General features: G+C 56.0%; 21 protein-coding genes. 15 read left to right on the forward strand and 6 right to left on the reverse strand.

All coding sequences use genetic code 11. The annotated features are described in order from the left end of the window. Nucleotides 1–35 precede the first annotated feature (35 nt). From E6C51_RS16050 to E6C51_RS16060, 3 genes are all read left to right on the forward strand, one after another. Nucleotides 36–1073, forward strand: coding sequence for a LacI family DNA-binding transcriptional regulator (locus E6C51_RS16050; RefSeq protein ID WP_190236718.1), 1038 nt, complete (start codon nucleotides 36–38; stop codon nucleotides 1071–1073). A gap of 276 nt (nucleotides 1074–1349) precedes the next feature. Beyond that, complete coding sequence (locus E6C51_RS16055; RefSeq protein ID WP_190236719.1) at nucleotides 1350–2465, forward strand: branched-chain amino acid ABC transporter substrate-binding protein; 1116 nt, start codon at nucleotides 1350–1352, stop codon at nucleotides 2463–2465. A gap of 305 nt (nucleotides 2466–2770) precedes the next feature. Next, nucleotides 2771–3406, forward strand: coding sequence for a hypothetical protein (locus E6C51_RS16060; RefSeq protein WP_190236720.1), 636 nt, complete (start codon nucleotides 2771–2773; stop codon nucleotides 3404–3406). A 151-nt stretch (nucleotides 3407–3557) separates the two neighbouring features. Here E6C51_RS16060 and E6C51_RS16065 read toward each other — a convergent pair whose 3' ends face one another. Both E6C51_RS16065 and E6C51_RS16070 read right to left on the reverse strand, forming a co-directional pair. Then, a complete protein-coding gene (locus tag E6C51_RS16065) occupies nucleotides 3558–3959 on the reverse strand; it encodes a low affinity iron permease family protein (protein WP_190236721.1) in 402 nt (133 codons plus the stop codon). A gap of 124 nt (nucleotides 3960–4083) precedes the next feature. Beyond that, a complete protein-coding gene (locus E6C51_RS16070) occupies nucleotides 4084–4221 on the reverse strand; it encodes a hypothetical protein (protein WP_190236722.1) in 138 nt (45 codons plus the stop codon). Between the two features lie 298 nt (nucleotides 4222–4519). Between E6C51_RS16070 and E6C51_RS16075 the strand changes: the two genes are divergently transcribed. Continuing rightward, on the forward strand, nucleotides 4520–5377 hold the full coding sequence (locus tag E6C51_RS16075) for an SDR family oxidoreductase (RefSeq protein ID WP_190236723.1): 858 nt from the start codon (nucleotides 4520–4522) through the stop codon (nucleotides 5375–5377). A gap of 243 nt (nucleotides 5378–5620) precedes the next feature. On the opposite strand, the gene E6C51_RS16080 is transcribed toward E6C51_RS16075, so the two are convergent. Continuing rightward, complete coding sequence (locus E6C51_RS16080; protein WP_190236724.1) at nucleotides 5621–6073, reverse strand: SH3 domain-containing protein; 453 nt, start codon at nucleotides 6071–6073, stop codon at nucleotides 5621–5623. Between the two features lie 179 nt (nucleotides 6074–6252). Continuing rightward, on the reverse strand, nucleotides 6253–7128 hold the full coding sequence (locus tag E6C51_RS16085) for a LysR family transcriptional regulator (protein WP_190236725.1): 876 nt from the start codon (nucleotides 7126–7128) through the stop codon (nucleotides 6253–6255). Between the two features lie 121 nt (nucleotides 7129–7249). Here E6C51_RS16085 and E6C51_RS16090 point away from each other — a divergent pair, with 121 nt between their 5' ends. Together E6C51_RS16090 and E6C51_RS16095 are read left to right on the forward strand one after the other, a co-directional pair. Beyond that, nucleotides 7250–8845 (forward strand): proton-conducting transporter transmembrane domain-containing protein, encoded by a 1596-nt coding sequence (locus E6C51_RS16090; RefSeq protein WP_230987375.1) that lies wholly within the window; start codon nucleotides 7250–7252, stop codon nucleotides 8843–8845. A gap of 4 nt (nucleotides 8846–8849) precedes the next feature. After that, entirely contained in the window at nucleotides 8850–11243 is a 2394-nt protein-coding gene (locus E6C51_RS16095; protein WP_407920825.1) for a YbcC family protein, read from the forward strand. Between the two features lie 258 nt (nucleotides 11244–11501). On the opposite strand, the gene E6C51_RS16100 is transcribed toward E6C51_RS16095, so the two are convergent. Next, nucleotides 11502–13283 (reverse strand): IlvD/Edd family dehydratase, encoded by a 1782-nt coding sequence (locus E6C51_RS16100; RefSeq protein WP_190236727.1) that lies wholly within the window; start codon nucleotides 13281–13283, stop codon nucleotides 11502–11504. Beyond that, the gene (denD, locus tag E6C51_RS16105; protein WP_190236728.1) at nucleotides 13280–14263 is read right to left on the reverse strand and encodes a D-erythronate dehydrogenase; all 984 of its coding nucleotides are present in this window, start codon (nucleotides 14261–14263) and stop codon (nucleotides 13280–13282) included. Before denD ends, E6C51_RS16100 begins: the two co-directional genes overlap by 4 nt. A gap of 176 nt (nucleotides 14264–14439) precedes the next feature. On the opposite strand from denD, the gene E6C51_RS16110 reads away from it, so the two are divergent. The 9 genes from E6C51_RS16110 (at nucleotide 14440) to E6C51_RS16150 (ending at nucleotide 24835) form a co-directional block, all read left to right on the forward strand. Further along, entirely contained in the window at nucleotides 14440–15870 is a 1431-nt protein-coding gene (locus tag E6C51_RS16110; protein WP_190236729.1) for an FAD-binding oxidoreductase, read from the forward strand. A 63-nt stretch (nucleotides 15871–15933) separates the two neighbouring features. Continuing rightward, the gene (locus E6C51_RS16115; protein ID WP_146936210.1) at nucleotides 15934–16647 is read left to right on the forward strand and encodes a FadR/GntR family transcriptional regulator; all 714 of its coding nucleotides are present in this window, start codon (nucleotides 15934–15936) and stop codon (nucleotides 16645–16647) included. Between the two features lie 256 nt (nucleotides 16648–16903). After that, nucleotides 16904–18043 carry a fumarylacetoacetate hydrolase family protein gene (locus tag E6C51_RS16120; protein WP_190236821.1) on the forward strand — a complete coding sequence of 380 codons (1140 nt, stop codon included), beginning with the start codon at nucleotides 16904–16906 and terminating at the stop codon, nucleotides 18041–18043. A 4-nt stretch (nucleotides 18044–18047) separates the two neighbouring features. Next, nucleotides 18048–18584, forward strand: a complete 537-nt coding sequence (locus E6C51_RS16125) for a TRAP transporter small permease (RefSeq protein ID WP_146936212.1) — start codon at nucleotides 18048–18050, stop codon at nucleotides 18582–18584. After that, nucleotides 18584–19861 (forward strand): TRAP transporter large permease, encoded by a 1278-nt coding sequence (locus tag E6C51_RS16130; protein WP_146936214.1) that lies wholly within the window; start codon nucleotides 18584–18586, stop codon nucleotides 19859–19861. Before E6C51_RS16125 ends, E6C51_RS16130 begins: the two co-directional genes overlap by 1 nt. Before the next feature lie 45 nt (nucleotides 19862–19906). Beyond that, nucleotides 19907–20917 (forward strand): DctP family TRAP transporter solute-binding subunit, encoded by a 1011-nt coding sequence (locus E6C51_RS16135; RefSeq protein WP_190236730.1) that lies wholly within the window; start codon nucleotides 19907–19909, stop codon nucleotides 20915–20917. Nucleotides 20918–21120: 203 nt separating this feature from the next. Beyond that, the gene (locus E6C51_RS16140) at nucleotides 21121–22617 is read left to right on the forward strand and encodes a sugar ABC transporter ATP-binding protein (RefSeq protein WP_190236731.1); all 1497 of its coding nucleotides are present in this window, start codon (nucleotides 21121–21123) and stop codon (nucleotides 22615–22617) included. 14 nt (nucleotides 22618–22631) lie between these two features. Continuing rightward, on the forward strand, nucleotides 22632–23699 hold the full coding sequence (locus E6C51_RS16145; RefSeq protein WP_190236732.1) for an ABC transporter permease: 1068 nt from the start codon (nucleotides 22632–22634) through the stop codon (nucleotides 23697–23699). Nucleotides 23700–23737: 38 nt separating this feature from the next. Then, complete coding sequence (locus E6C51_RS16150) at nucleotides 23738–24835, forward strand: ABC transporter substrate-binding protein (protein WP_146936221.1); 1098 nt, start codon at nucleotides 23738–23740, stop codon at nucleotides 24833–24835.

The following is a 24835-nucleotide window of genomic DNA, read 5'->3' on the forward strand; positions in this document are numbered from 1 at the left end:
TATCGTTAACCCAAATTGGTATCGATAACATTTCCATGAGTCAAGCCCCGCATTTAACCCGCACCATCACGATCGCCGATGTGGCCAAGGCCGCCGGCGTCAGCAGCATGACCGTCTCGAAAGTGCTGCGTGGAACAGGCCGTATCGCCAGTGAAACACGGGATCGGGTATCCCGTATCGCTGAAGAACTGGGCTATGTTCCAAACCGCCTGGCTGGCTCCCTGTCTTCGCAGACGAGCTCGCTGATCGGGATTGTCATTCCCTCCATAGGCGATCAGGTGTTCGCTGGTGTGTTGGCTGGGATTAATGAGGTTCTTAACGACAAGGGATACACCGCTTTCATCGGCGAGAGCTTCTTCGACCCAGAAAACGAACTTCGCATCGTGCACATGATGCTGACGATGAAGCCGGCTGCCCTCATCCTTACCGGAGGTATTGCGCGTGACGAACGGACCAAACGTCTCCTTCGTCACTCTGGCATTCGTGCTGTACACTTGTGGGATGGCGACAATCCAGACCTTGATGTAACAGTTGGCCTCTCTCATTTGAACGCAGGCAGGCTGGCAGCTGAGTGTTTCATCAATGCGGGCCTGACCCGTTGCGCCTATGTCGGATCTCAACTGTCCCGGGATCTTTGTGCGGCCACAAGGTTTGAGGGCTACAGGCGCTCATTGGCCATACATGGCGCTAGCCTACAGCTAAGTGCAGATCCGCACCTGCCCCGGAATACGGAGACCGGCTATACCTTGACGAAATCGCTCATCGCCCGAGGAGAAATGCCACAGGCAATTCACTACCTCAACGATGCCATGGCAATCGGTGGCCTGCGCTACCTGCTTGAGGCCGCGGTTAGCGTTCCCCAAAATGTCTCGGTCAATAGTTTCAACGGAACAGCGCTTTTGCATTCACTCACAACACGCCTGACCACTATTGAGGTGCCCTTATTGGAGATTGGCCGCCGGGCGGCAGTCGCTGCACTCGCCCCCTCCGAGTTGCTTTCAGGGAGCTCGGTAGAGCTGATCGATATTGGCCTGATCGAAGGCAACACCGTACGCGCCAAACAAGAGACTTGATTGCCGGCCCTCATGACACAGTGTGTTGCAGTCTCTCCGCTGCATAATTGCCTGAGTCAAAATCGCTTTCTGGCGAAAATTATATTGAAGATTGAGAGCGTTACAGCCTCCTTTTGCGCGCTACAGAGGGTAAAAGCCGCTATAAAGGAAAGCATGGACATAACTGGCCGAGGTCAATAAAAGGCCCGCTAGGGCCGCATTGAAGACAAGCAGAGCTTTCATCGAACACGGTGGTGTTTCGAACCCAGTCAGACGGCCAATAAGGGAGACAAGACAATGAGAAGACTTTTGATCGCAGGCGCAGCACTCGGTATGCTCACCGCAACCGGCGCACGGGCGGATGATTTGACGATCGCCGTGGCCGGACCGCTGACCGGACCGCTTGCGACAATCGGAGACCAATTGAAGCAGGGCGCGCAGGCGGCCGCCGACGCCATCAACGCCAAGGGCGGGGTTCTCGGTCGAAAGATCAAGCTTCAGCTTGAAGACGACCAGTGCGATCCCAAACAGGCCGTTTCAGTGGCAAACCGCATCGTCGCCAGCGGCGTGCAATTCGTGGACGGCCATGCTTGCTCCGGCTCCAGTATTCCGGCCTCGGCCGTCTACGCCGACAATGGCACACTGATGATGACCCCTGCTTCGTCGAATCCGGCGCTGACCGACCAGGCCGCCGAGAAGGGCTGGAATAACATCCTGCGCCTTTACACACGTGATGATGCGCAAGGGGAATTTATCGGTCCGTGGATTGCCAAGCAATACGCTGGCAAGAATGTTGCTGTCTTGAACGACAAGACCGCCTACGGCAAGGGCGTTGCCGATGCCGTTAAGAAAACCATGAATGCCGCGGGTCTCACAGAGGTCATGTATGAAGGCATTAATGCGGGTGAAAAGGATTATTCGGCACTGGTGGCAAAGCTGAAGAACGCCAAGGTGGAGGTGGTTTATTTCGGCGGATATCATCCAGAGGCTGGCCTGATCCTGCGTCAGGCGGCAAGCATTGGCTACAAGTTCCAGCTCATCATGCCAGATTCGATTGCTTCGCCGGAGTTCTGGCAGGTGGTTGGCAGCGCGGGCGAGGGCACGCTTTTCGTATTCCCTTCCGATCCGCAAGGAAAGCCTGAAGCGAAGGAGGCCGTGGCCAAGATCACGGCTGGTGGTTTCAAGCCTGAGGGCTTCACCCTCTTCTCCTACGCCGTTGTTCAGGCCATCTCCGAAGGCATTGCCCGCGCCGGAACAGATGATCCGACCAAGGTGGCCGCAGCGCTCAAGGATGGAAAGCCGATCGACACCGTTATCGGATCCGTCGCCTTCGATCAGAAGGGCGACCTCAAGAACGCCCGCTATGACATCAACCGGTGGAGCAACGGCACCTACGCTCCCATCCCGCAATAAAGCGAGGCGCTTGCGACTTTGGACACCAACGGGCGTTCCGCAGCGCTGGGGTTCATATCAGCAAGAAGACCGATGCGTCGCTTATCGGCAAATCGGTAGATTAGGGCCGGCCACTCTGCGTGGTCGGTCTTTGTTACAGCCGCGACATCGCAGCTTTCTCGTTCTGTCTGACTCGGATTGAACCAGACAGACTCTGCTGCATAATTCCTTAAATCCTAATCGATTTAAGGTAAAAATTATGCAGCATATTTAAAGCGCTACAGCGTCCTTTGTGCGTTTTATAAAACGCACAAAGGACGCTGTATGTGTCGGAAATCACAGGTTCATTGTTAAAAACGAGCGGGAGCGCCTATCCGATCTCCCTCCTTGTGGGGGAGATGGCTGGCAAGCCAGAGGGGGGTAAACGGCACATAAAGGCCTTTGTGTCGTGTACTGTGAGATTGAACCATACAGACTCTAATATTCTTTGCTTTCGTTTGTCTTTCCGGGAAAACCGGATTCCGCTTTTCCCTGACAAACTTGGGTTCCGACAAACTTTGGACGGAACCGCAAGCGATCTATCCGGTTTGGTGCCCAGACCGGAGGATAAAGCAATGGAACGACACTCTATTGAAATAATGTCCCACGAAAACGGCTGGGCTATCACCATTGGAGGCATAACATCCCGCGTGTTGCCCTCCCGGCGCTTGGCCATTACCGAGGCCGAAAAACTGTTTGGCCAGACCAGCACGGTTTTCTGGGTGGATGATCCAGACGGGGTTGTTCGACCCTACCCAAGCAAACGCAAAAAGGATTTGTCACGCCACATTTCCGCGCAAAAAGAAACCGAAACACCGCCAAAGGTTGTTGTTATGGAGCGTATTGCCGTCCCGGCCAACATTCATGGTCAGGATATGCGCGACGAACACAAAGAAGCGCAATCTGTCCGCAAGGTCCGATGATCCGGCGATGCAAGTGAACCCGGACGCGCGTTCGGGTTCTGTAGAGCGCCTACTCATTCTCTTTACAGCGCCTCTCACCGTATATGTCGCACGGCGCTGTAACACTTTTAATCGACTGCATAATTCCTTAAATCGGAATCGATTTAAGGAATTATGCGTTAGGCGTATCGCCCTCCTTCAGGATGTCGGCAGAGCTGTCCCCGTCTTTTGCATATTGGGCCAGGAGCATACTGAGATGGCGTAGTTCTTTTTCGTTGAGTTTTTCAATGCCGACAAAGCGGTTCGCCGCGTGACTGCTGAGGATCAGCTCATCCAGTTTGGTTTGAATGGCGTGATTATCGCGATTTTGGGAGTTTTGCAGCAAGAACACCATCAGGAACGTTACGATGGTTGTTCCCGTGTTTATCACCAATTGCCAGATTTCGGAAAACCCGAACAATGGTCCGCTGATTGCCCATACAACAACCAGTGCGAAAGCAAGCGTGAAGGTCAGCGGTTTGCCGGACCACTCAGACACTTTCGCAGCAAAGCTGTCAAAGACTTTTTCCAACATAGGAACATGACCCTTCTATTGCCCAAACCAACACGCGCTATTCTATGATGGGCGCGTAGATGACCCCTTCTCACCAAGGATGCAGCAAGCCAAAATTTCTGTTCATGTCGTTGTCTGCGGCGGATTACGCTACGAGTTCGGCCACGCCCCAAAAGACCAGGACAAGAAAAATACTGGCTCCCAGAATATAGAGAACGCGAAGACCTTTCTTGCCCTGCCGAGCGCGGGTTTCATTCAGTGTAACAACCTTGTCATCCTCCATCGCCTTACTCCCCGCCTTTGGATGCGGACATCTGTTTGATACTGCCCTTCTCGGCATAAGAGGCAGTCGCAACAGGATCGCTGGAAAGGCGTGTTTCTTCAACCGGGGCTTCAATGAACATGGCTTTCTCCCTTGGTTGGGTAGTCTAACCAGCGAAAGTGCCTTTGGTTCCGCGCTTCGATATGTCCATAATTCCGCACTGATGGTCGCAAAATACAGGAGAACACAAATACGGGAGAAAACGAGGGAACATCCACTCGGCTAGCCAGTTCGGTTGAGCAACCGAAAGGAGCAGCCCATGAAAAATCATCCAACACCACCATTTGAACCGCAACAGCAGGACATGCCGGGTTTCACCGCTGATATGCGCCCCGTACCCGATCATGGAGAAGAGAGTTACCACGGCTCAGGAAAGCTGAAGGGCATGAAAGCCCTGATCACCGGGGGCGATAGCGGCATTGGTCGCGCCGTGGCGATTGCTTATGCGCGCGAAGGGGCTGACATTGTGATATCTTATCTCGATGAGCATGATGATGCTCAAGAAACCGCCAAATGGGTGAAGGACGTCGGACGTCGATGCATTCTCATTCCCGGCGATATACAGAGGGCGGACCATTGCCAGCATCTGATCGACACCACCCTTCGAGAGTTGGGGGGCATTGACATTCTGGTCAACAATGCAGCCCATCAAGCCTCTTTCTCCAGTCTGGAAGATATATCGGATGACGAATGGCGTTTGACGTTTGAGGTGAACTTGCATGCCATGTTTTATATGGTGAAACGGGCGGAGCCGCATATGAAAGCCGGAAGCGCCATCATCAATACCGCCTCTATCAATTCGGATTCGCCCAACCCGACGCTTCTCGCTTACGCCACCAGCAAGGGCGCTATTCAAAACTTTACCGCCGGCCTCGCACAATTACTGGCCGAAAAACAAATTCGGGCCAATGCCGTAGCACCTGGGCCGATCTGGACACCGCTTATTCCGTCCACCTTGCCGGAAAAGGCCGTAGAGACCTTCGGCAGTCAGGTTCCACTCAAGCGGGCGGGGCAACCAGCAGAACTCCAGACCGCATATGTGATGTTGGCCGATCCCTTATCCAGCTATGTTTCAGGGGCGACCATCGCGGTCACAGGCGGCAAACCGATCCTGTAGCGGATCTGGCCGACTGCACTGTTTGGCCTACATGCGCACAAAGAACGCTGCAAGCGCAACGGGGTCTACTCGACCTCGCCGCCACATACGGTTTAGCGGGTAAAATTTCGCCCTCTACTGCATAATTCCTTAAATCGGAATCGATTTAAGGTAAAAATTATGCAGCAGATTTAAAGCGTTACAGCACCTTGCGCCGTCTATGCCAGACGGCGCTTTGCTATGCCCGTATCGGTATGCACTGACTTACCAGCTCGGATCCCATTCTGGTGGCGGTGGCTCGTCCTCCCAATCAACATCATCCCAGGTATCGATGTCGTCATAAAAATCGCGATCGGCATAGTGATCGGACCAATAGCTGTTAATGCTGAAGGAAACCGTCGGTATGACCGGCTCATGCACCACATGGACATAGGCGGGGACACGCATCCGTTGCGATTCGTGTTCAACGTCAATATATGCGCCGGACACCCAGCCACGACGCCCAGCCGCCTGCACGTCACACCAGCGATATCCTCTCGTGCAACCCACAATATGCAAAAATGTGCCTTCCGGCAAAACATCGAGGGACGGATAGCGCGTGCTTGGTCCAGCGCGCAGGTTGATTTCGACTGCCGTAAACGAGCTGGCCTGAGCAGACGTGTTCACAAGTAAGGTTACGCTGGCAATGGCAGCGGCGAGAAGGAGCGCGTGTCTCATCGAAAACCTCGTACTGGTCTATTTCACCGGCGATCAGGCCCGGCGGCCCGAGCGAAACTCGCTCAAGAGCGTTACTCATCAGATTTTCATCGAGATTATGTGGATGGACGGTTGATACTCGGTGGGCTCAACGCAGCAACCGTGCAAAAAAGCCCTCTCATCTCACGTCCGAGGCCTGATCAGCTGTTTGCCTCGAGAAGCGGTCGTATCAGCGGGTTGGGAAAGCGACGTTTGATGGTCACAGCAAAGAAGGACTCGATCATGCCTGGAAGGGCATCGAACTCCACCAGGGCCCCCGCCTCCAGTTCACCCTTGACGACAATCGGCGCAAGAACGGCAAGGCCGACACCTTCGCGGGCAAGAAGACGCATCATCGCCATGTCGTCGACCTCGGCTGCGATCTGCGGCGTCACGCCAAGCCGTTCCACCAGCGCGTCAAATTGGGCGCGAACACCGCTTTCCAGCGTTGGCAGAATAACCGGATTGGCCGCCAAAAGGTCGGAAAGCGTTGCACCCCCTGCCCCATAGGACGGTTTTCCGATCAGGCTGACCCGTTGCTGATAGACATGTTGGGCGATAAAGGGCGTGAGGGAATCGGTCATGGGGGCCTGATTGAGCAGCACAATATCGAGATTGAGTGTCTCTAACGCGGCCAGCAATTCACTTGTGCTGCCGGAGCGCAGGATCATGTCGACATTGGCCATGCCCAAAATGGGCTGCAAAAACTCCATCTGAAAGTTGCGCGATAGCGTGGCCAACGCACCGATGCGAATGCTGCGGCGGCTGGTGCCTGTTTGTTTGAGCGTTTCCACCAATTCTTCGCCCGTGGAAAAAATGGTGTCAGCATGGTCAAGGGCAATGCGCCCGGCCTCTGTGAGGTAAAGCTGGCGGCCGCGCCGCTCAAACAACGCATGGCCGAGCCTTTCTTCCAACTGCTTGATTTGAATGGATAAGGCGGATTGCGACAGATTGAGCCGCTCCGCCGTGCGGGTCAGGTTGCCGTCGTGGGCGACGGCACGGAAATAGCGCAGATGATGATAGTTCAAATCAACCATAGTTCTATTTTATAGAACGAAATCCGAAAAACAATGAATTTTTATTGTAATGCTGCGGCTGCTAACAGGTGTTTCGCAAGCCCACCGCTCTGGTTTTGGTGGGCAAGATCGGAGAAAGTCTGTGACCTACGCCCTGCCTGTTCTCGCGCCGCTCTTTCTGGTTGCGGCATCGCTTTTTTCCTGCTTTTCACCAGCGCAGAGACCGCGCCTGGCGATCAAGGTGGCTGAATTGGCTGCCATTGGTGCCATGGTGATCGCCCTGCTCTCGGCGGTCGTTTTGATCCGAGATGGAGCAGGGACCGGGCCGATGGTGGGCTTTAGCCTGCTTACCTTCGCAACCCGTCTTGATCCGGTCAGCCTTGTCATGCTTGGTCTGGTGTCGTTTATCGGTTGGGTGGTGCTGCGCTATGCTGGAACCTTTCTGGATGGCGAGGCCCGGCAAGGGCCGTTCACCGGCTGGATGACCGCAACACTGGCCGCCGTGCTCTTTCTCGTCCAGTCTGGCACGCTTCTGCAATTCGTCACCAGCTGGATTGCCTCCAGCTTGCTCTTGCACCAACTGCTGTTGTTCTATCCCCAGCGGATCGCAGCGCAGCGGGCGGCACGCAAGAAGTTTATCGTCTCGCGGATTGGCGATGCCGCCTTGATTGCCGCCGCGCTGGTTCTCGGATTCGCTTTCGGCACAGGGGATATCGCTGCCATTCTGACAGCCGCACGTGAGGGGGCGGGGGGATCATTGAGCGTGCTTGCTGCCACCCTTCTGGCGCTGGCCGCCATCTTGAAATCGGCACAATTTCCCACCCATGGCTGGCTGACAGAAGTGATGGAAACCCCAACCCCGGTTTCGGCTCTGCTGCATGCCGGTGTGGTCAATGCTGGCGGCTTCCTGCTGATCCGTTTTGCCGATGTTCTTTTGCAGGCACCAGTGGTGCTGGCGGCGCTGGTGATGATTGGCGGCTTCACCGCCCTGTTTGGCAGCCTTGTCATGCTCTCGCAATCGGCGGTCAAAACTTCGCTTGCCTGGTCAACGGTGGCCCAGATGGGCTTTATGATCTTGCAATGCGGGCTGGCGCTGTTTCCCATCGCGCTTTTGCACATCGTTGCCCATTCGCTCTATAAGGCCCATGCTTTCCTCTCTTCGGGCACAGCCATTGAAACGGTTGCCTCCATCCGTCGGCCTGGGCCAGTGGCCATCCCCGATGGTAAAGCGGTAACGCGGGCCTTCTTGCTGGCACTTGCCATCTACGCGGTGATTGGTCTGCTCTTTGGCTTCTCGGAAAAGCCGCCGCAAGCCATCGCTCTGGGTGCCATTCTGATCTTCGGTGTTGCCTATCTGATTGCACAAGGGCTTGCTGATGCGGCACCGAGAGCACTCACCCAGCGCACCCTGCTCTCCTCACTGTTTGCCGCCACCGCTTACTTTGCCTTGCAGCACGGCGCAGATGTGCTGATGCATGGCACCTTGCCAGCCACGCCGCGCCCCGGTCCGCTGGAGTGGATATTGATGCTTCTGGCGGTGACCAGCTTCGGCGTTGTTGCCGTGGCGCAGGCCCTCTTCCCGCTCTGGGCCTATCATCCGGCGGCGGCTGGCCTTCGGGTTCATCTCGCCAATGGCCTTTATGTCAACGCTCTCTTTGATCGTCTGTTAGGCGGCTGGCGGTTCAAAACAGCCGCGCCCATCCAAACTGCTCAAATCGCAAATCAAGCCAAGGATTGAACCGATGAACCAGATGATAGAAATCGACACCCTGCATGATGATGCCTTGGCGATTGCTGCGGATCAGGCGGTGCGGGCCATTCCGCCCGCCTGGCCGCTGACGGCCACGGTTGCCGTTAACCCCTTTTTCGGACAGGCAGGCGACAGTTTTGAACAGACGGCAGCGCTTTTGGCCCGGATTGGCGGTGCGCGTCTCGCCCTTCCCCGGCAACATTATGCCGACAAGATCGCGAAAGGCGACATCATTGATGCTGATCTGATGGCAGCGCTGGAAAACAGCCCCCTTGGCGGCCACATGGACCTTGGCACTCTGAAAAGCGCTCTCCAGCAAGAACCCCGTGCCCCGCAGGCCCTGCCCACCATTGCCGATCTGGCGGCGCGCGCGTCGGCTAAGGATTGGCCGGGCTTGGTGGCAGAACGGATCGGCAGTTTTGCCGCTGGCTTTTTCGATCAGGGGCAGGCGCTTTGGGCCGCCTCCCGGCACAATGGTCTTTATGCTGCCTGGCGGGCCTTTGCCACCCACGACCTCACCCCGGAAATCCTTGGCCTGAAAGGGTTTGGCCTCTTCGTGGCCAGCACGCCGGAGACCGCGCAAGGGTTGATTGAGCGGGCAGCACTACGGTTGGGCTTTGGCGCGGATACGGGCACGTATTTCCACCAATTGCTGCTGACATTGGGTGGCTGGGCGCAATATGCCCGGCATCTGCAATGGAAGGCCGAGCTGGATGGTGGAGCGGACCAAACCGCGCTGGAGCTGCTGGCGATCCGGCTGGTGTTCGAAGAAGCTCTTTTTGAGCGGTATGAGGCGGCAATTGCCAAGGAATGGAGCGGCATTCGGCACACACACATGTCTGCGGTGAGCGTCGATGAGCAGGTTCAGATCGATGCTGTGTTGCAATCGGCCTTTGAACGGGCAGCCCAGCGTCAGCTGGCACAAACGCTCAGCGCCGCCGCGCCAGTGACACCTTCTGATCAGCGGCCCCTGCTGAATGCGGCCTTTTGCATCGACGTGCGCTCGGAAGTGTTTCGGCGGGCCTTGGAAAGCATTGATCCCGGTATTCGCACCTCAGGCTTTGCCGGTTTCTTCGGATTGGGCGCAAGCCACAAGGGCTTTGCCTCCGATGTCGCCGAAAACCGCTTGCCGGTGCTGCTGAAACCATCCGTTTTCACCTGCAGCGCCGTTGAAAGCGAGGACAAAAGCGATCAACAGGCACGGTTTTCAGCCCGCGCAGTACGGGCCTGGGGCCGGTTCAAGCTGGCGGCGGTGTCCTCCTTTGCCTTTGTCGAGGCCATGGGGCCGGTCTATGCTGGCAAGCTGCTTAAAGACGGGCTGGGGTTTGCAAAAGGCCACAAGCCGGATGCCCCCGCCCCGCAGTTTGGTGCGGAGATTGATCTTGCACGGCGGATCACCATGGCAGAAACCGTGCTGCGGGCCATGTCGCTGACCGATAATTTTGCCCGGGTCGTGCTGCTGTGCGGCCATGGGGCAAATGTGGTCAACAACCCTTACGCCAGTGCCCTGCACTGTGGCGCCTGCGGCGGCTATGCCGGTGATGTCAATGCCCGGCTGCTGGCCGGTTTGCTGAACGAGGCACCCGTGCGGACGGCGCTGAATGATAAAGGCATTACCATTCCGGCAGACACGCTGTTCATTGCGGCCTTGCATGACACGACAACCGATGAGGTCACATTGTTTGACCGCGATGTGGATGCTGTCTCACACAGCGATCTCGGCACCATTCGCAACTGGCTGGCACAGGCCGGGCGGCTTGCCCGGACCGAGCGGGCGCAGCATCTGCCCCGCGCCACCGCAAGCTCCATTATTGAGCGGAGCCGGGATTGGGCGGAAGTAAGGCCTGAATTCGGCCTTGCCGGTTGCCGGGCCTTTATTGCCGCCCCGCGGTCGCGGACGCAAGGCTGCGATCTGGAAGGCAAGGCATTTCTGCATGATTATGTCTGGCAGCAGGATGAGGGCTTCAAGGTACTCGAACTTATCCTGACCGCCCCTGTGGTGGTGGCCAGCTGGATCAGCCTGCAATATTTCGGCTCTGCCGTGGCTCCAGACCTGTTTGGCGCAGGCAACAAGCTGCTGCACAATGTTGTCGGCGGCATTGGTGTGGTGGAAGGCAATGGCGGCATCTTGCGGACAGGCCTGCCCTGGCAATCCGTGCATGACGGCGAAGCCTTTGTGCATGAGCCACTGCGGCTGACAGTTGCGGTCGAAGCACCGAAGGAAGCCATCTCGGATATCTTGCAGCGGCATGCACATGTGCGGGCTCTGTTTGACAATGGCTGGCTGTCGCTGTTCACGCTTGATGAGGATGGCCATATGGCATGGCACTATCAGCCGGGCCATGACTGGGTCAATTGCAGCAGCGGTCCGACGAACCTGTCGTGAACGGTTGATATTTGGCGAGAAATCACAGGCGCCATCGCAGGATAGGACAGACTCCCTCCCCCTTGTGGGGAGGGGTTCCTCAAGCTCAGAAATCTTTGCGCCGCGTAATGTGAAATTATGCAGCAGATTAAGAGTGTTACAGCGTCATTTGTACGCCATATATGGCGCACGACGCTGTAAATTCCTTTGTTTTCGTTTGTCTATTATGGAAAGGCGGAGTCCACTTTTCCCTGACAAACTCCACGATCAAACACCGCGTCAGTGGTTATGACGCGGGAGCGTTTTGGACAGCTTTTGAAATTGATCTGCCCCCCGAATGGTGGCCCCATCCGCCAATTGCGTCACCGTTTCGCGGTAAATCATCTGCCAAGGTGTACCATTGGCGGGCACGGGCGGGATGCCTTCGGCCTTGCGACGGCTGATCTCTGCCTCATCCACCAGCATGTTGCAAAGGCCCTGATTGAAATCAATCCGCACCGTATCGCCGGTTCTGATCCAGGCAAGGCCACCACCTGCCGCACTTTCGGGTGAGGCATTCAAAATAGACGGGCTGTCTGCCGTGCCAGATTGGCGGCCATCGCCAATGGTTGGCAGGCTCGTGATGCCGCGTTTGAGTAGGTAATCCGGCGGCTGCATGTTCACAACTTCCGCCGATCCCGGCCAACCGAGTGGCCCAGCACCGCGAATGACAAGAATGGAGCGCTCATCAATATCAAGGGCCGGATCATTGATGCGGGCGTGATAATCTTCCGAGCCATCAAACACAATGGCGCGGCCTTCAAACACACCTTCCCGGCCCGGTTCACTCAAATAGCGGCTTCGAAAACCTTCCGACACCACGCTCATTTTCATAATAGCAAAATCGAACAAATTGCCTTTCAGCACCAGAAAACCCGCCCGCTCACGCAAAGGCTCATCAAAGGTCTTGATGACCTCGCGGTCGGTGGATTGCCGGTTTTCGAGATTGTCCGCTATGGATTTGCCGGTCACGGTGGCACAGTGGCCGTCCAGTTTTCCAGCCTGCAACAATTCCCACATAATGGCTGGCACCCCGCCCGCCCGATGAAAACGCTCACCAAGCCAGGCTCCCGCAGGCTGCACATTGGCCAGCAGCGGAATATCAAAGCCATGCACCTGCCAATCTTCCGGTGTCAATTCAACACCGGCATGTTTGGCCATGGCCATCAAATGCGGTTGCGCATTGGTGGAGCCGCCAATAGCAGAATTGACGCGGATTGCGTTGAGAAAAGCCTCGCGCGTCAAAATGTGAGAGGGCCGAATATCCTGCAACACCAGCTCAACGGCCCGCTGCCCGGTGCGATAGGCCATCTGCCCTCTTTCGCGATAGGCCGCCGGAATGGCGGCACAGCCGGTGAGCGACATGCCAAGCGCTTCGGCCAGCGCATTCATGGTCGAGGCCGTGCCCATGGTGTTGCAATGGCCAATCGAGGGTGCTGAGCTCAGCGCTGCATCAAGAAATTCTTCGCGGGTGATCTCGCCCGCCGCGTATTTTCGGCGTGAGCGCCAGATCACCGTGCCAGAGCCCACCAACTCGCCATCATGCCAGCCATCCAGCATCGGTCCGCCGGAAAACACAATGGCCGGAATATCCACCGTCGAGGCGGCCATCAGCGCCGATGGCGTGGTTTTATCGCAGCCGGTTGTCAGCACCACGCCATCTAGCGGATAGCCGTAGAGAATTTCCACTAGCCCAAGATAGGCGAGATTGCGATCAAGAGCTGCCGTTGGGCGTTTGCAATTTTCAAACAGCGGATGCGAAGGAAACTCGATGGGAATGCCACCGGCATCGCGAATGCCGTCACGGATACGCTTGGCCAAATCCAGATGGTGGCGGTTGCACGGATTGATATCGCTGCCCGATTGGGCAATGCCGATGATCGGCTTGCCAGCGCGCAGCTCTTCCGGCGTCGTGCCATAATTCATGAAGCGCTCCAGATAGAGCGCGGTCATGTCGAGGTGGTCAGGATTGTCAAACCAGTCTTGTGAGCGTAACCTACGACTTACATTTTCAGCGCTCATAACTTGCCTCCCAGCTCATCCTCAATATGGACGCGGATGATCTCATCAAATGAGCTCTCTGCTGTAAAGCCCAATTCACGAGCACGCCTGGCTTCAAAGCCCGGTGCCCAACCGGCACACATCCGCATGATCATCTCGTCTGGCTCACGGCGGATCAGCTTGACCGCATTATCGCCCGCAATGCGGCGCAGCGCGTCGATCTGCTCGCCCACTGTTGCACTCACGCCCGGCATGGACAGGGCACGGCGCGGCCCCACCTGTGACAAATCCATTGTCGCACCATGAATGAGAAAGCCAACCGCCGAGCGCGGTGATGCATGCCAATGGCGTATATCGTCTGTCACCGGCAGCACGGCTTCCTGGCCAACCAGGGGTTCGCGCAAAATGCCGGAGAAAAAGCCGGATGCTGCTGCATTGGGCTTGCCGGGGCGAATGCAAATCGTGGGCAGACGAATGCCAATGCCATCCAGAAAACCACGGCGGATATAATCGGACAGCAGCAATTCGCACACGGCTTTTTGCGTGCCATAGCTGGTCAGCGGTGTTGAGTGAAAATCATCGGAGATCGGATAGGGCAGCGGCGCACCAAACACGGCAATGGATGACGTAAACACCAGACGCGGATAATAGCGATCGGCATCATGGGCATGGCGCACGGCATCCAGAAGAAAGCGCATGCCATCCATATTGATCCGATAGCCTTTTTCAAAATCACGCTCCGCCTCACCCGACACAATGGCGGCGAGATGAAAAATCACATCCGGGCGGGTGTTGATCAGTCTTTCTGCTTCGCCAGCGGCAGAGAGATCGGCCTGCTCCAGCACCACACGACCATCAAAACCTGCCGGAGCCTCTGGCGTGATCACATCCACCAGGGTCATGGTCTCAACCGGCTTAGCACCCAGGCCACCGTCGCGCACCAGCCGCTCGCTAAGCTTGCGCCCCACCATCCCGGCCGCACCAATAATCATCACATGCATTACAGTCTCCTCCCTCAGACGTCCTTCTCAACAGCGGCCCTCCCGGAGCCACGTTGAAAAAACATTTGTAAGGTTGTCTGATAACCTTATATCATCCGAATGAAAACCAAATAATGCATTTGCCCTCTTCTGTCGTCGTATCTGGCAAGGAACAGGAGCAAGGACCGGGAGGACCAATGACCCAAAAAGCCACGCGGATTGCCGCTTTAAAAGCGATGCTTGGAGATGATCTTGTGCTGGCGGGCGAAGATATCGCCCGCTATTGCCGCGATTGGCATGGCGATGTCATCTCTGATGCCTTGGCGGTCTTGCGCCCGCGCACCACAGAAGATGTGTCCGCCTGTGTGCGGGCCACGAACTCACTTGGCGTTTCCCTTGTCCCGCAGGGCGGCAATACCGGGCTGGTGCTGGGTGGTATTCCTGATGAACCGGCCCATCAGGTGATCATCAGCCTTGAGCGCATGAACCGTATCCGCATGCTGGATACCGATGATTTTTCGGCCGTGGTTGAAGCAGGAGCCGTTCTCGGCAGTTTCAAAGACAAGGTTGAGGAAGCCGGTCTGTTCTTTCCGCTGGCGCTGGGCGCACAAGGATCCTGCCAGATCGGCGGCAATGTTTCGACCAATGCGGGCGGCATCAATGTTTTGCGCTATGGCATGACACGGGAGCTGGTGTTGGGGCTTGAAGTTGTGCTGCCGGACGGCTCGATTTTTGATGGACTTTCAACCTTACGCAAAGACAATCGCGGTATTGATCTCAAGCAGTTGTTTATCGGCGCGGAAGGCACCCTGGGTATTGTCACGGCGGTCGCCGTCAAACTCATGCCCAAGCCCTCGCAAGTGGCAACTGCCCTGCTCGGCCTCAAATCGCTGGAGGATGCGATCGCGCTTTACCGCCGCGCCCGGCACGATTGCTGCGATCTCATGTCTGCTTTCGAATTCATGCCGCCTCTGGCTTTCACTCTGGCGCGCGAGGCAATGCCGGACCTTGCCATGCCACTCAGCGGTGAGAATCCCGCCTATGTGCTGATGGAAATTTCCGGCTCCGGCCTGGTTGATATCGACGATCTCATGCAGCGCTTTTTGGAAGGTGCCCTAAATGATGGGCTGGTGATCGATGGTGTTATTGCCAGCTCTAATAGCCATGCGCGCAATCTCTGGCTTTTCCGCGAAGGCATGAATGAGGGGCAGGCCAAACGCGGGCCGCATTTGCGCACCGATGTATCTGTGCCGCTCTCAAAACTTCCCGCTTTCGTGCGCGATGCAGAAACCGCAGTTATGGCAAGCCTGCCCGATTGCCTGTGCGTCTCTTATGGCCATATCGGCGATGGCAATGTGCATCTCAATGTCTTGCCGCCAAGCCACCTGCCCCGCGCGGAAAAGGACCAACGGATTTATCTGGCGAAAAACATCATCAACGAGGTGGTGGATGCGTTTGGCGGCTCGATCAGCGCCGAACACGGCATAGGTCGCCTGAAACGGCCTGATTTCGAAGCCCGTTTGCCCGATGTTCAACGCCAGTTGTTGACTGCGATCAAGACAGCCATTGACCCAAACAGTGATATGAATAGAGGTTGCCAATTGAATTTTGCAAGCACAATCCCTTAAACATGGGCAACCCTTAAATCAGGTGGGCCTCAGCGCGGGTCTTTGCTCAACATGGGACACGGAATGTCGATGGATTTCGGCCAGATCAGACGCAGCGAACATCTTCCCGCACGCATTGCGGCCCAAATTGCTGGCGATATCCAGGAAGGACGCCTGAATCCGGGAGACAAATTGCCAACCGAGCATTTTCTCTCCAAGGCGCTGGGCGTCAGCCGCTCTGTGGTGCGTGAAGCCATTGCTCAATTGCGCAATGAAGGACTGGTGGAAACCCGTCAGGGCGTTGGTGCATTTGTGACGGAGCGGCAAACACGTCTGATCCGCATCAATGACGGCGAACTGCTGGAAAGCGAAGGTTTTCGCGATCTTTTTCAGTTGCGCATCCCTTTGGAAATTGAGGCTGCGGGCCTTGCGGCCCTGCATCACACCGCAGATGATCTGGCAAAGATCGACGCATCGATGGCTTTGATGACCGGATCGGAAAAATGGACCGCTGAGGGCATTCATGCCGACCTTGCTTTTCACCGGGCTGTGGCCGAGGCCACCGGCAACGATTATTTTGCAATGTTTATAAGCTTTATTGCCGAGCGGATCGGCCTTGCCATCAATTCGGCCCGCGCCCGCGCCGTGCTGGAGGAAATTGTCGAGGTCACCATTGAAGAGCATGTGGCTGTGCGCGATGCAATAGCTCGGCGGGATCCGCAAGCGGCGCGCGCGGCCATGCGCGCCCATCTGCTGGGTGCCGCAAGCCGCATTGAATTGGCTCTCGACGTGTTTTGATTGCGACGGATCAATGCGCTTTTCGGGGCGCTTTTCAGGGCGCGTCATTCTCCTGGCAAAGAGTGAATGTCCATTGACAACCACCTTGCGCAACCAATCGCACATTTAAACGACTGGACAAACACGAGAGGGTTGATTAAAACTGCTCGAATTAACTTGTCAGACATCCTGACAAGTTAACGGATAACTGGAGGGTTATCTGTCGATAAGCATAAGGGAGGAGACTTTGAATTCCACGCATGTGTTGAATTCCGGCATGATTTTGCCTGATGATGCCGCTGACGCCATCTTGATTGGCCGGGTCTGGTCCAATGGCGAGAATGGCCCCTGCCCGGTTTTGATCCGGGGTGGACGAGTGCTGAATCTCAGTGCAGTCGCCGCAACCGTTTCTGGCCTGCTTGAGATCGAGACAATTGCCGATTATCTGACGCAAGCAACGGATCTGCCCGATCTGGGTCCTTTGGACGATTTTCTGAACCGATCAGCAGGTCATCTTCTCGCCCCCATTGATCTTCAGGCCGTCAAAGCGGCGGGCGTCACCTTTGCTGACAGCATGTTGGAGCGTGTCATCGAAGAACAGGCGAGAGGCGATAGCGCTCGCGCTCAAGACATTCGCGCGCGTCTGGCCCCGGTGCTCGGCGATAATTTGCGCGGCATTGCGGCAGGTTCTGAACAGGCGGCCCGCGTCAAAGCCCTACTGCAAGAGATGAACCTCTGGTCGCAATATCTCGAAGTGGGTATTGGCCCGGATGCGGAAATTTTCACCAAGGCACAGCCTATGTCCTCGGTTGGCTGCGGAGATACCGTCGGTATTCATCCAATCTCTGAGTGGAACAACCCTGAGCCGGAAGTGGTGCTGGTGATCCGCTCCGACGGCACAATTCTAGGGGCCACTCTTGGCAATGACGTAAATTTGCGCGATGTCGAAGGCCGCTCGGCCTTGCTTCTGGGCAAGGCGAAAGACAACAATGCGTCTTGCGCCATCGGCCCGTTTATTCGCCTGTTCAATGGCACGTTCACGCTGGATGTTTTGAGCCGGGTTCGGGTTTCTCTCCATGTGATCGGCACGGACGGCTTTGAAATGACCGGCGAAAGCCCGATGGAGGCCATCAGCCGCACACCAACTGCGCTAGCGTCCCAATTGCGCAATCGAAACCATCAATATCCCGATGGTGCCGTGCTGTTTCTCGGCACCATGTTTGCCCCGGTCAAAGACAGACGCGGCCCCGGCCAGGGTTTTACCCACGAAATCGGTGATCGGGTCGAGATTGCATCCCCCCTGCTTGGCCGTCTGATCAATTGGGTGGACCGCAGCGATGCGTGCCCCGAATGGACTTTCGGCACCCGCGCCCTGATGCGCAATCTGGCCATGCGTGGCCTGAGCGAAAAGGTGTAGCACCATGGTCAAAACCCTAATTCATTGGTTTTTCCGCTTTTTGGACGTCCTGCTCATCCTCATGCTGGCGGGCATGGTATTGATGGTCTTTGTCAACGTCGTCATGCGCTATGGTTTTAATTCCGGCATTGCTGTCTCGGATGAAATGGCCCGATACTTCTTCGTCTGGCTCACCTTTATTGGTGCGGTGGTGGTGCATCGGGAAAACCTGAACATGGGCGTTGAAACCATTGTTGCCAAATTCGGGCGCGGTGGCAGGCTGGTGCTGATGGGCCTGTCCAATCTCGTCATTCTTCTGTGCGCGGGCGTGTTTTTTCTCGGCACATGGAAACAAATGCCGATCAATGCATCCATGGTCGCACCCGTGACCGGCCTATCCATGGGCTGGGTCTATGGTATTGGGCTTTTCTGTGGGGCCGGTATTTTTCTGGTCACGCTGGAGCGTTTGTTTCGCGTGGTGACAGGCAAAATCACAGAGGATGAAATCGCCGCCTTTGCTGGTGAAGGTGCCGCAATTGAGCACATGAAGGAGCGCCTCTGATGACCCTTCTTGTTTTCATCTCATCCCTCCTGGGGGCCATGGCCATTGGTGTGCCGGTTGCATTTTCACTGATGCTCTGCGGCATCACGCTGATGTGGTATATGGGCATGTTCAACTCGCAGATCATTGCGCAAAACATGATCGCGGGCGTGGATACGTTTACACTTCTCGCCATCCCCTTCTTCATTCTCGCGGGCGAATTGATGAATTCCGGCGGGCTGTCACGCCGCATCATTGATTTTGCCATTGCCTGTGTTGGTCATATTCGCGGTGGCCTTGGGCTGGTTGCCATTGCAGCCGCCGTCATCATGGCCAGCATTTCCGGCTCGGCTGCCGCCGACACCGCAGCCCTTGCCGCTGTGCTGATCCCAATGATGGCAAAGGCCGGTTACAACGTGCCGCGCTCGGCCGGATTGATCGCGGCAGGCGGCATTATCGCCCCGATTATTCCCCCGTCCATGGCCTTTATTGTCTTTGGTGTGGCTGCCAATGTCTCCATCACCAAACTGTTCATGGCAGGCGTGGTACCGGGCTTGATAATGGGCGTGTCTCTGGTCATCACCTGGCTGATTGTGGCGCGAAAGGACAATGTGCAACCGCTCCCCCGTGTTCCAGGCAAAGAGCGCCTGAAGGTGACGGGTCGGGCGGCATGGGCGCTGGGCATGCCGGTGATTATTCTGGGTGGCATCAAAGCGGGTGTGGTGACGCCAACAGAAGCCGCCGTGGTGGCTGCCATGTATGCGATGTTTGTGGGCATCTTCATCTATAAAGAATTGAAGTTGCGTGATCTGCCCGGCGTTTTTCTGCAAGCTGCAAAAACCACGGCTGTCATTATGTTTTTGGTCTGTGCAGCACTGGTTTCGGCATGGCTTATCACGGCTGCCAATATTCCAGCAGAAGTCAGCGGCTATATCGAGCCCCTGATTGATCGGCCAAAATTGCTGATGTTGGTCATCATGGTGCTGGTGCTGATTGTCGGCACAGCTCTTGATCTGACGCCAACAATCTTGATCCTGACACCCGTCTTGCTGCCGATCATCAAAATGGCAGGAATTGATCCTGTCTATTTTGGTGTGCTGTTCATCATGAACACCTGCATCGGCCTCCTCACCCCGCCGGTCGGCGTGGTGCTCAACGTGGTCAGCGGTGTTGGTCGCGTGCCGCTTGGTCGGGTTATTCGCGGTGTCATGCCGTTTTTGCTCACCGAAATCGCGGTGCTTTTCCTGCTTGTTCTGTTCCCAGATCTGGTTCTGGTTCCTGCCCGGTGGCTCTACTAACGCGCCATCGATTCCGATCTCTTTCTCTAACCTCGGGAGGATAGTATGAGAAAGTATATCACCACCGCCACTGCCGCCATTTTGGCAGCATCCACCTTGCTGGCCGCACCGGCCCATGCTGAATTCAGCAATCGCAATATGCGTGTGTCGAATGGCATTAACGCCGACCATCCCGTGGGGGCGGGCATCAAGGCCATGCAAACCTGCCTTGATGAAAAATCGGGCGGCAAGATGAAAATCACCGCTTTCTGGGGCGGTGCCTTGGGCGGAGATTTGCAAGCCACACAAGCCCTTCGCTCTGGCGTGCAAGAAGGTGTCGTCAGCTCTTCTTCTCCCTTGGTGGGCATTGTGCCAGCCCTTGGCGTTTTTGACCTGCCCTTCCTGTTTGCCAATCAGGACGAAGCCTACAAAGTCATGGACGGCGAATTCGGCGATTTTCTCAATAAAAAGCTGCTCGACGTGGGTCTGGTCAATCTTGCCTATTGGGAAAATGGCTTTCGCAACCTTTCCAACTCCAAACGCCCCGTGACGAAGTGGGAAGATCTGGAAGGCATGAAGGTTCGCGTCATGCAGAACAATATTTTCCTCGATACCTTCGACAATTTTGGGGCCAATGCCACGCCTATGGCGTTCGGCGAAGTCTTCTCGGCTTTGGAAACCAAGGCGATTGACGCACAGGAAAATCCCTATGTGACCATCGACACCTCAAAATTTTACGAGGTGCAGTCCTATGTCAGTGAAACTCGACATGCCTACACCCCGTTCCTGTTCCTGTTCTCCAAGGCGATTTTCGACACCTATTCCCCGGATGAGCAAAAAGCTCTGAAGGATTGCGCAATTGTTGGCCGAGATGTTGAGCGCAAGGTCATTACCGAGCTGAACAAGAAATCTCTTGAAAAAATCGAGGCTGCTGGCGTGAAGTTCAACACGCTTTCGCCAGAAGAACACAAGAACATGCTCGAAAAATCTCAAACCGTCTATGAGAAGCACAAGAAAGAAATTGGTGAGGACGTGGTGGATCGCGTTCAAAAGATTTTGGCCGATATGCGTAAGTAAAGACTTATATATTTGACATCTCAGCGCCCCGAAATTCTCAAGTATTTCGGGGCGCTTTTTTTGTATCTTGCGAAAAGTTTCACTGGCAAATTGACCGTGCTCTCGCAAGTGTGAAAGCCGGTGGCCGACTTGAACGTTTCACCGCTTGACAGAAATGTTATCGATAACATATGCTCATCTCAATCGCGCTTTGGGAGGAGCAGATGGACCACAATACGCTTTTGGAATTTCGTGCCGTCTCGAAGGAATTCGGCGGCACCAAAGCCCTGACCGATGTGTCGCTCGATCTGAAGGCTGGCGAAATCCTGGCCCTACTTGGCGAAAACGGTGCGGGCAAATCAACCCTGATCAAAACCCTCGCCGGTATTTACAAGCCCGATGGCGGCGACATTCTTTTTCGCGGCCAGTCCTATCACCACCGGCCACCCAAACCCAATGAGCGCCAGTCCGTTGCCTTTATTCATCAAGATCTCGGCTTGATCGAATGGATGACGGTGGGCGAGAATGTCGGTCTGGCGCAGGGCTTTTCCATGCGCAGAAAACTGATTGACTGGGGCGCAACAGACCAGCGGACAGCGGAAGCCTTGAAACTGGTGGGCTGCGATTTTGACCCCTCAACCCGTGTGCAGGATTTGACCCGCACTGAGAAATCTCTGGTGGCCATTGCCCGCGCGCTTGCCGTTGAAGCCGATGTTCTGGTGCTCGATGAGCCAACCGCCAGCCTGCCCGCCGATGAAGTAGAGCGTTTGTTTCAGGCCATCCGTCCGTTAAAAGAGCGCGGCGTGGCGATGATTTACGTCTCGCACCGTCTTGATGAGATTTTTCGCATCGCGGATCGGGTCGCCGTGCTGCGCGACGGGCGTCTGGTGGGCCAAACACCCGTGAAAGACACCAATCCGGATGAGCTGATCCGCATGATTGTTGGGCGAAAAGCGGATCAATTGTTCACCCGCTCAGAAAGCGCGATTGGTGCGCCAATCGTTCGGGTGCGCAACCTGCAATGCAGCGGTGCAGGTCCGGTGTCCTTCGATCTGCATCAGGGTGAGCTTCTCGGCCTCGTGGGTCTGCGCGGCGCAGGACAGGAGTTGATTGGCCGTGCCCTGTTTGGCTGCGAGCCTTCACGCGGGGATGTGACCATTCGCGGGGAAACCCCGGATCTGTCCAGCACAGTTTCCGCCATCGCCTCAGGTATTGGCTTGATTGCCCGTGATCGCACCGAGGAATCTGTGGCCATGTCGCTCTCGCTTCGGGAAAACACCTATCTCAATCCCGGCGCATCTGGCAGGCGCTTGTTTGATTTTCTTTCCCCTGCCCGCGAAGCGCAAAAAGCCTCGGAGATTGGTGACAGGGTTGGGCTGCGGCCCAATGATCAATCCTTGGCCATCGAAGCCCTCTCAGGCGGCAATCAGCAAAAGGTCGTTGTTGGCCGCTGGCTCGCAACGGGGCGGAAATTATTGATCGCAGAAGATCCCACCGCTGGCGTCGATGTTGGTGCCAAAGCCGATATCTATCGCCTGATCGCCTCTGCCGTCGAACAGGGTCTTGCCGTGTTGGTGATCTCCACCGACTTCGAGGAAATTGCCCATATTTGCCATCGCGCGCTGGTCTTTTCTCGCGGACAGATTGTTCGTGAATTATCCGGTGCCAATCTCACAACCTCCGCCGTGATTGCTGCGGCTTCCGCTTCTGAAGCGGCCTGATCTGGGAGATCGTCATGCAGTCCATTCGCTCCACAGCACTTGAACCCACCAAAGCCGAAATGAAAGGCCTCAGCTTATCTGCCAAAGTGCAACGGCTGGTGCCAGTCTATGGTCTGGTCATCCTCACGCTCCTTCTGACCCTGCTGTTTTGCGTGCTGTTGCCCGATACCTTTCCAACCGTGCTGAACCTGCGCTCCATCATTTCCAACAAGACCATTATTGCCATCCTGTCTTTGGCGGCAATGATCCCGATGGCGGCGGGCCGCATTGATCTCACCATTGGCTATGGCATTGTGCTTTGGCATATTTTGGCCATCAGCTTGCAAACACTCTACGGTTTTCCGTGGCCTGTTGCCGTGCTGGTGGTGCTGTTGCTCGGTGCTGCCACCGGCTTTCTGAACGGTATTCTGGTGGAAGTTGCCAAAATCGACAGTTTCATCGCCACCCTTGGCACCGGAACCGTGATCTATGCGCTCGCACTCTGGCATACCGGCGGTCGACAGATGATTGGTATCTTGCCCGACGGTTTCTATGCACTCAACGGCACCATGGTGTTTGGTCTGCCCATCACGGGTCTTTATGTCATCGTGCTGGCCGTGGTGATGTGGATTGTGCTCGAATATCTGCCGATTGGCCGCTACATCTATGCCATCGGAGCCAACCCGAAAGCTGCGGCCTTGAATGGTATTCCCGTTCGCCGCTTTGTCATCGGTGCCTTCATTGCATCAGGCACGCTCTCAGCCGTCGCAGGCGTGCTGCTGGCCTCCAAACTGCGCATTGGTCAGGCAAGTGTCGGGCTTGAATATCTTCTACCTGCGCTTGTCGGTGCTTTTCTTGGCTCAACCACCATCAAACCGGGCCGCGTCAATGTATGGGGCACCATGATTGGTGTGATCATCCTGGCCGTTGGCATTGCCGGCATTCAGCAATTGGGTGGCTCCTTCTTTGTCGAGCCGATGTTTAACGGTGTCACACTGCTGATTGCCATTGGCATCGCGGGTTATGCCCAACGCCGCCGCGGCACGGCGGGGCTTCTCTCCAAGTCCAATTCGGCACCAGTCGCACCCGCCAAATCGGAATAATAATTTTTGTCATTCGTATTAACTGGGAGGAAAACACGATGAAACGCAGAGATTTTATGACCACAACGGCGATCATTCTTGGGGGGATGATTGCGGGACCAGCTTTCGCCGATAGCATGGCAGATGCCAAGGCCGTGGTTGCCAAATACGCCAGCAGGGTATCAAAGTGGGATGGCCCCACCACAGGACCAAAGGCACAGGCGGCCAAGAAAATTGTGGTTGTTGCAGCCGACATGAAAAACGGCGGTATTCTTGGTGTCACCACCGGCATTCAGGAAGCCGCCGCAGCTATCGGCTGGACAGTCACCGTGCTTGATAGTGGTGGCTCAATTGGCGGGCGCACAGCCGCCTTTGGTCAGGCCATGACATTGCAGCCCGATGGCATCATCATCAATGGCTTCGACGCCGTTGAACAAAAACCAGCCATGGAAGCCGCCAAGAAAGCCAAGATCCCCATGGTATCCTGGCACGCAGCCCCGGCTGTCGGCCCCGTGCCGGATGTCGGTGTGTTTGCCAATGTCACCACCGACGCCATGGAAGTCTCGAAAGCTGCGGCAGATTACGCCTATGTTGATGCTGGCGGCAAACCGGGTGTAATCATTTTCACCGACTCCACCTATGCCATTGCCATCGCCAAAGCCGACAAGATGAAAGAGGAAATTCTCAAACTCGGTGGCACCGTTTTGGAATATGTCGACACCCCGATTGCCGAGACCTCGCAACGCATGCCGCAACTGACCACCACGCTTTTGCAAAAATACGGAGCAAAGTGGACACATTCGCTAGCGATCAACGACATCTATTTCGACTTTATGGGACCATCCTTGCAATCGGCGGGGATACCGGGTGACGGCGCGCCCAAGAGCGTGGCCGCAGGCGACGGTTCTGAAAGCGCTTATCAGCGCATTCGCGCCAAACAATATCAATCTGTGACCGTAGCCGAGCCGCTGAACCTGCAAGGCTGGCAGCTTGTGGATGAATTAAACCGTGCTTTGGCTGGCGAGAAATGGTCGGGCTATGTGTCGCCTCTGCATGTCGTGACGTCGGAAAATGTGGAATTCGACGGCGGGCCGAAGAACTCGTTTGATCCCGACAATGGCTATCGGGATGCCTATAAGGCGATCTGGGGCAAGTAA

The organism is Gillisella terrae, assembly GCF_004801395.1.
Taxonomy (GTDB): Bacteria; Pseudomonadota; Alphaproteobacteria; order Rhizobiales; family Rhizobiaceae; genus Allorhizobium; species Allorhizobium terrae.

What these genes read in the sequence shown, in the direction of transcription:
- E6C51_RS16125 (WP_146936212.1), top strand. Translation starts at nt 18,048, where the DNA reads ATGGTCAAAACCCTAATTCATTGGTTTTTCCGCTTTTTGGACGTCCTG.
- E6C51_RS16145 (WP_190236732.1), top strand. Translation starts at nt 22,632, where the DNA reads ATGCAGTCCATTCGCTCCACAGCACTTGAACCCACCAAAGCCGAAATG.
- E6C51_RS16075 (WP_190236723.1), top strand. Translation starts at nt 4,520, where the DNA reads ATGAAAAATCATCCAACACCACCATTTGAACCGCAACAGCAGGACATG.
- denD (WP_190236728.1), bottom strand. Translation starts at nt 14,263, where the DNA reads ATGCATGTGATGATTATTGGTGCGGCCGGGATGGTGGGGCGCAAGCTT.
- E6C51_RS16135 (WP_190236730.1), top strand. Translation starts at nt 19,907, where the DNA reads ATGAGAAAGTATATCACCACCGCCACTGCCGCCATTTTGGCAGCATCC.
- E6C51_RS16085 (WP_190236725.1), bottom strand. Translation starts at nt 7,128, where the DNA reads ATGGTTGATTTGAACTATCATCATCTGCGCTATTTCCGTGCCGTCGCC.
- E6C51_RS16120 (WP_190236821.1), top strand. Translation starts at nt 16,904, where the DNA reads ATGATTTTGCCTGATGATGCCGCTGACGCCATCTTGATTGGCCGGGTC.
- E6C51_RS16070 (WP_190236722.1), bottom strand. Translation starts at nt 4,221, where the DNA reads ATGGAGGATGACAAGGTTGTTACACTGAATGAAACCCGCGCTCGGCAG.
- E6C51_RS16100 (WP_190236727.1), bottom strand. Translation starts at nt 13,283, where the DNA reads ATGAGCGCTGAAAATGTAAGTCGTAGGTTACGCTCACAAGACTGGTTT.
- E6C51_RS16115 (WP_146936210.1), top strand. Translation starts at nt 15,934, where the DNA reads ATGTCGATGGATTTCGGCCAGATCAGACGCAGCGAACATCTTCCCGCA.
- E6C51_RS16055 (WP_190236719.1), top strand. Translation starts at nt 1,350, where the DNA reads ATGAGAAGACTTTTGATCGCAGGCGCAGCACTCGGTATGCTCACCGCA.
- E6C51_RS16065 (WP_190236721.1), bottom strand. Translation starts at nt 3,959, where the DNA reads ATGTTGGAAAAAGTCTTTGACAGCTTTGCTGCGAAAGTGTCTGAGTGG.
- E6C51_RS16150 (WP_146936221.1), top strand. Translation starts at nt 23,738, where the DNA reads ATGAAACGCAGAGATTTTATGACCACAACGGCGATCATTCTTGGGGGG.
- E6C51_RS16095 (WP_407920825.1), top strand. Translation starts at nt 8,850, where the DNA reads ATGAACCAGATGATAGAAATCGACACCCTGCATGATGATGCCTTGGCG.
- E6C51_RS16080 (WP_190236724.1), bottom strand. Translation starts at nt 6,073, where the DNA reads ATGAGACACGCGCTCCTTCTCGCCGCTGCCATTGCCAGCGTAACCTTA.
- E6C51_RS16110 (WP_190236729.1), top strand. Translation starts at nt 14,440, where the DNA reads ATGACCCAAAAAGCCACGCGGATTGCCGCTTTAAAAGCGATGCTTGGA.
- E6C51_RS16050 (WP_190236718.1), top strand. Translation starts at nt 36, where the DNA reads ATGAGTCAAGCCCCGCATTTAACCCGCACCATCACGATCGCCGATGTG.
- E6C51_RS16140 (WP_190236731.1), top strand. Translation starts at nt 21,121, where the DNA reads ATGGACCACAATACGCTTTTGGAATTTCGTGCCGTCTCGAAGGAATTC.
- E6C51_RS16130 (WP_146936214.1), top strand. Translation starts at nt 18,584, where the DNA reads ATGACCCTTCTTGTTTTCATCTCATCCCTCCTGGGGGCCATGGCCATT.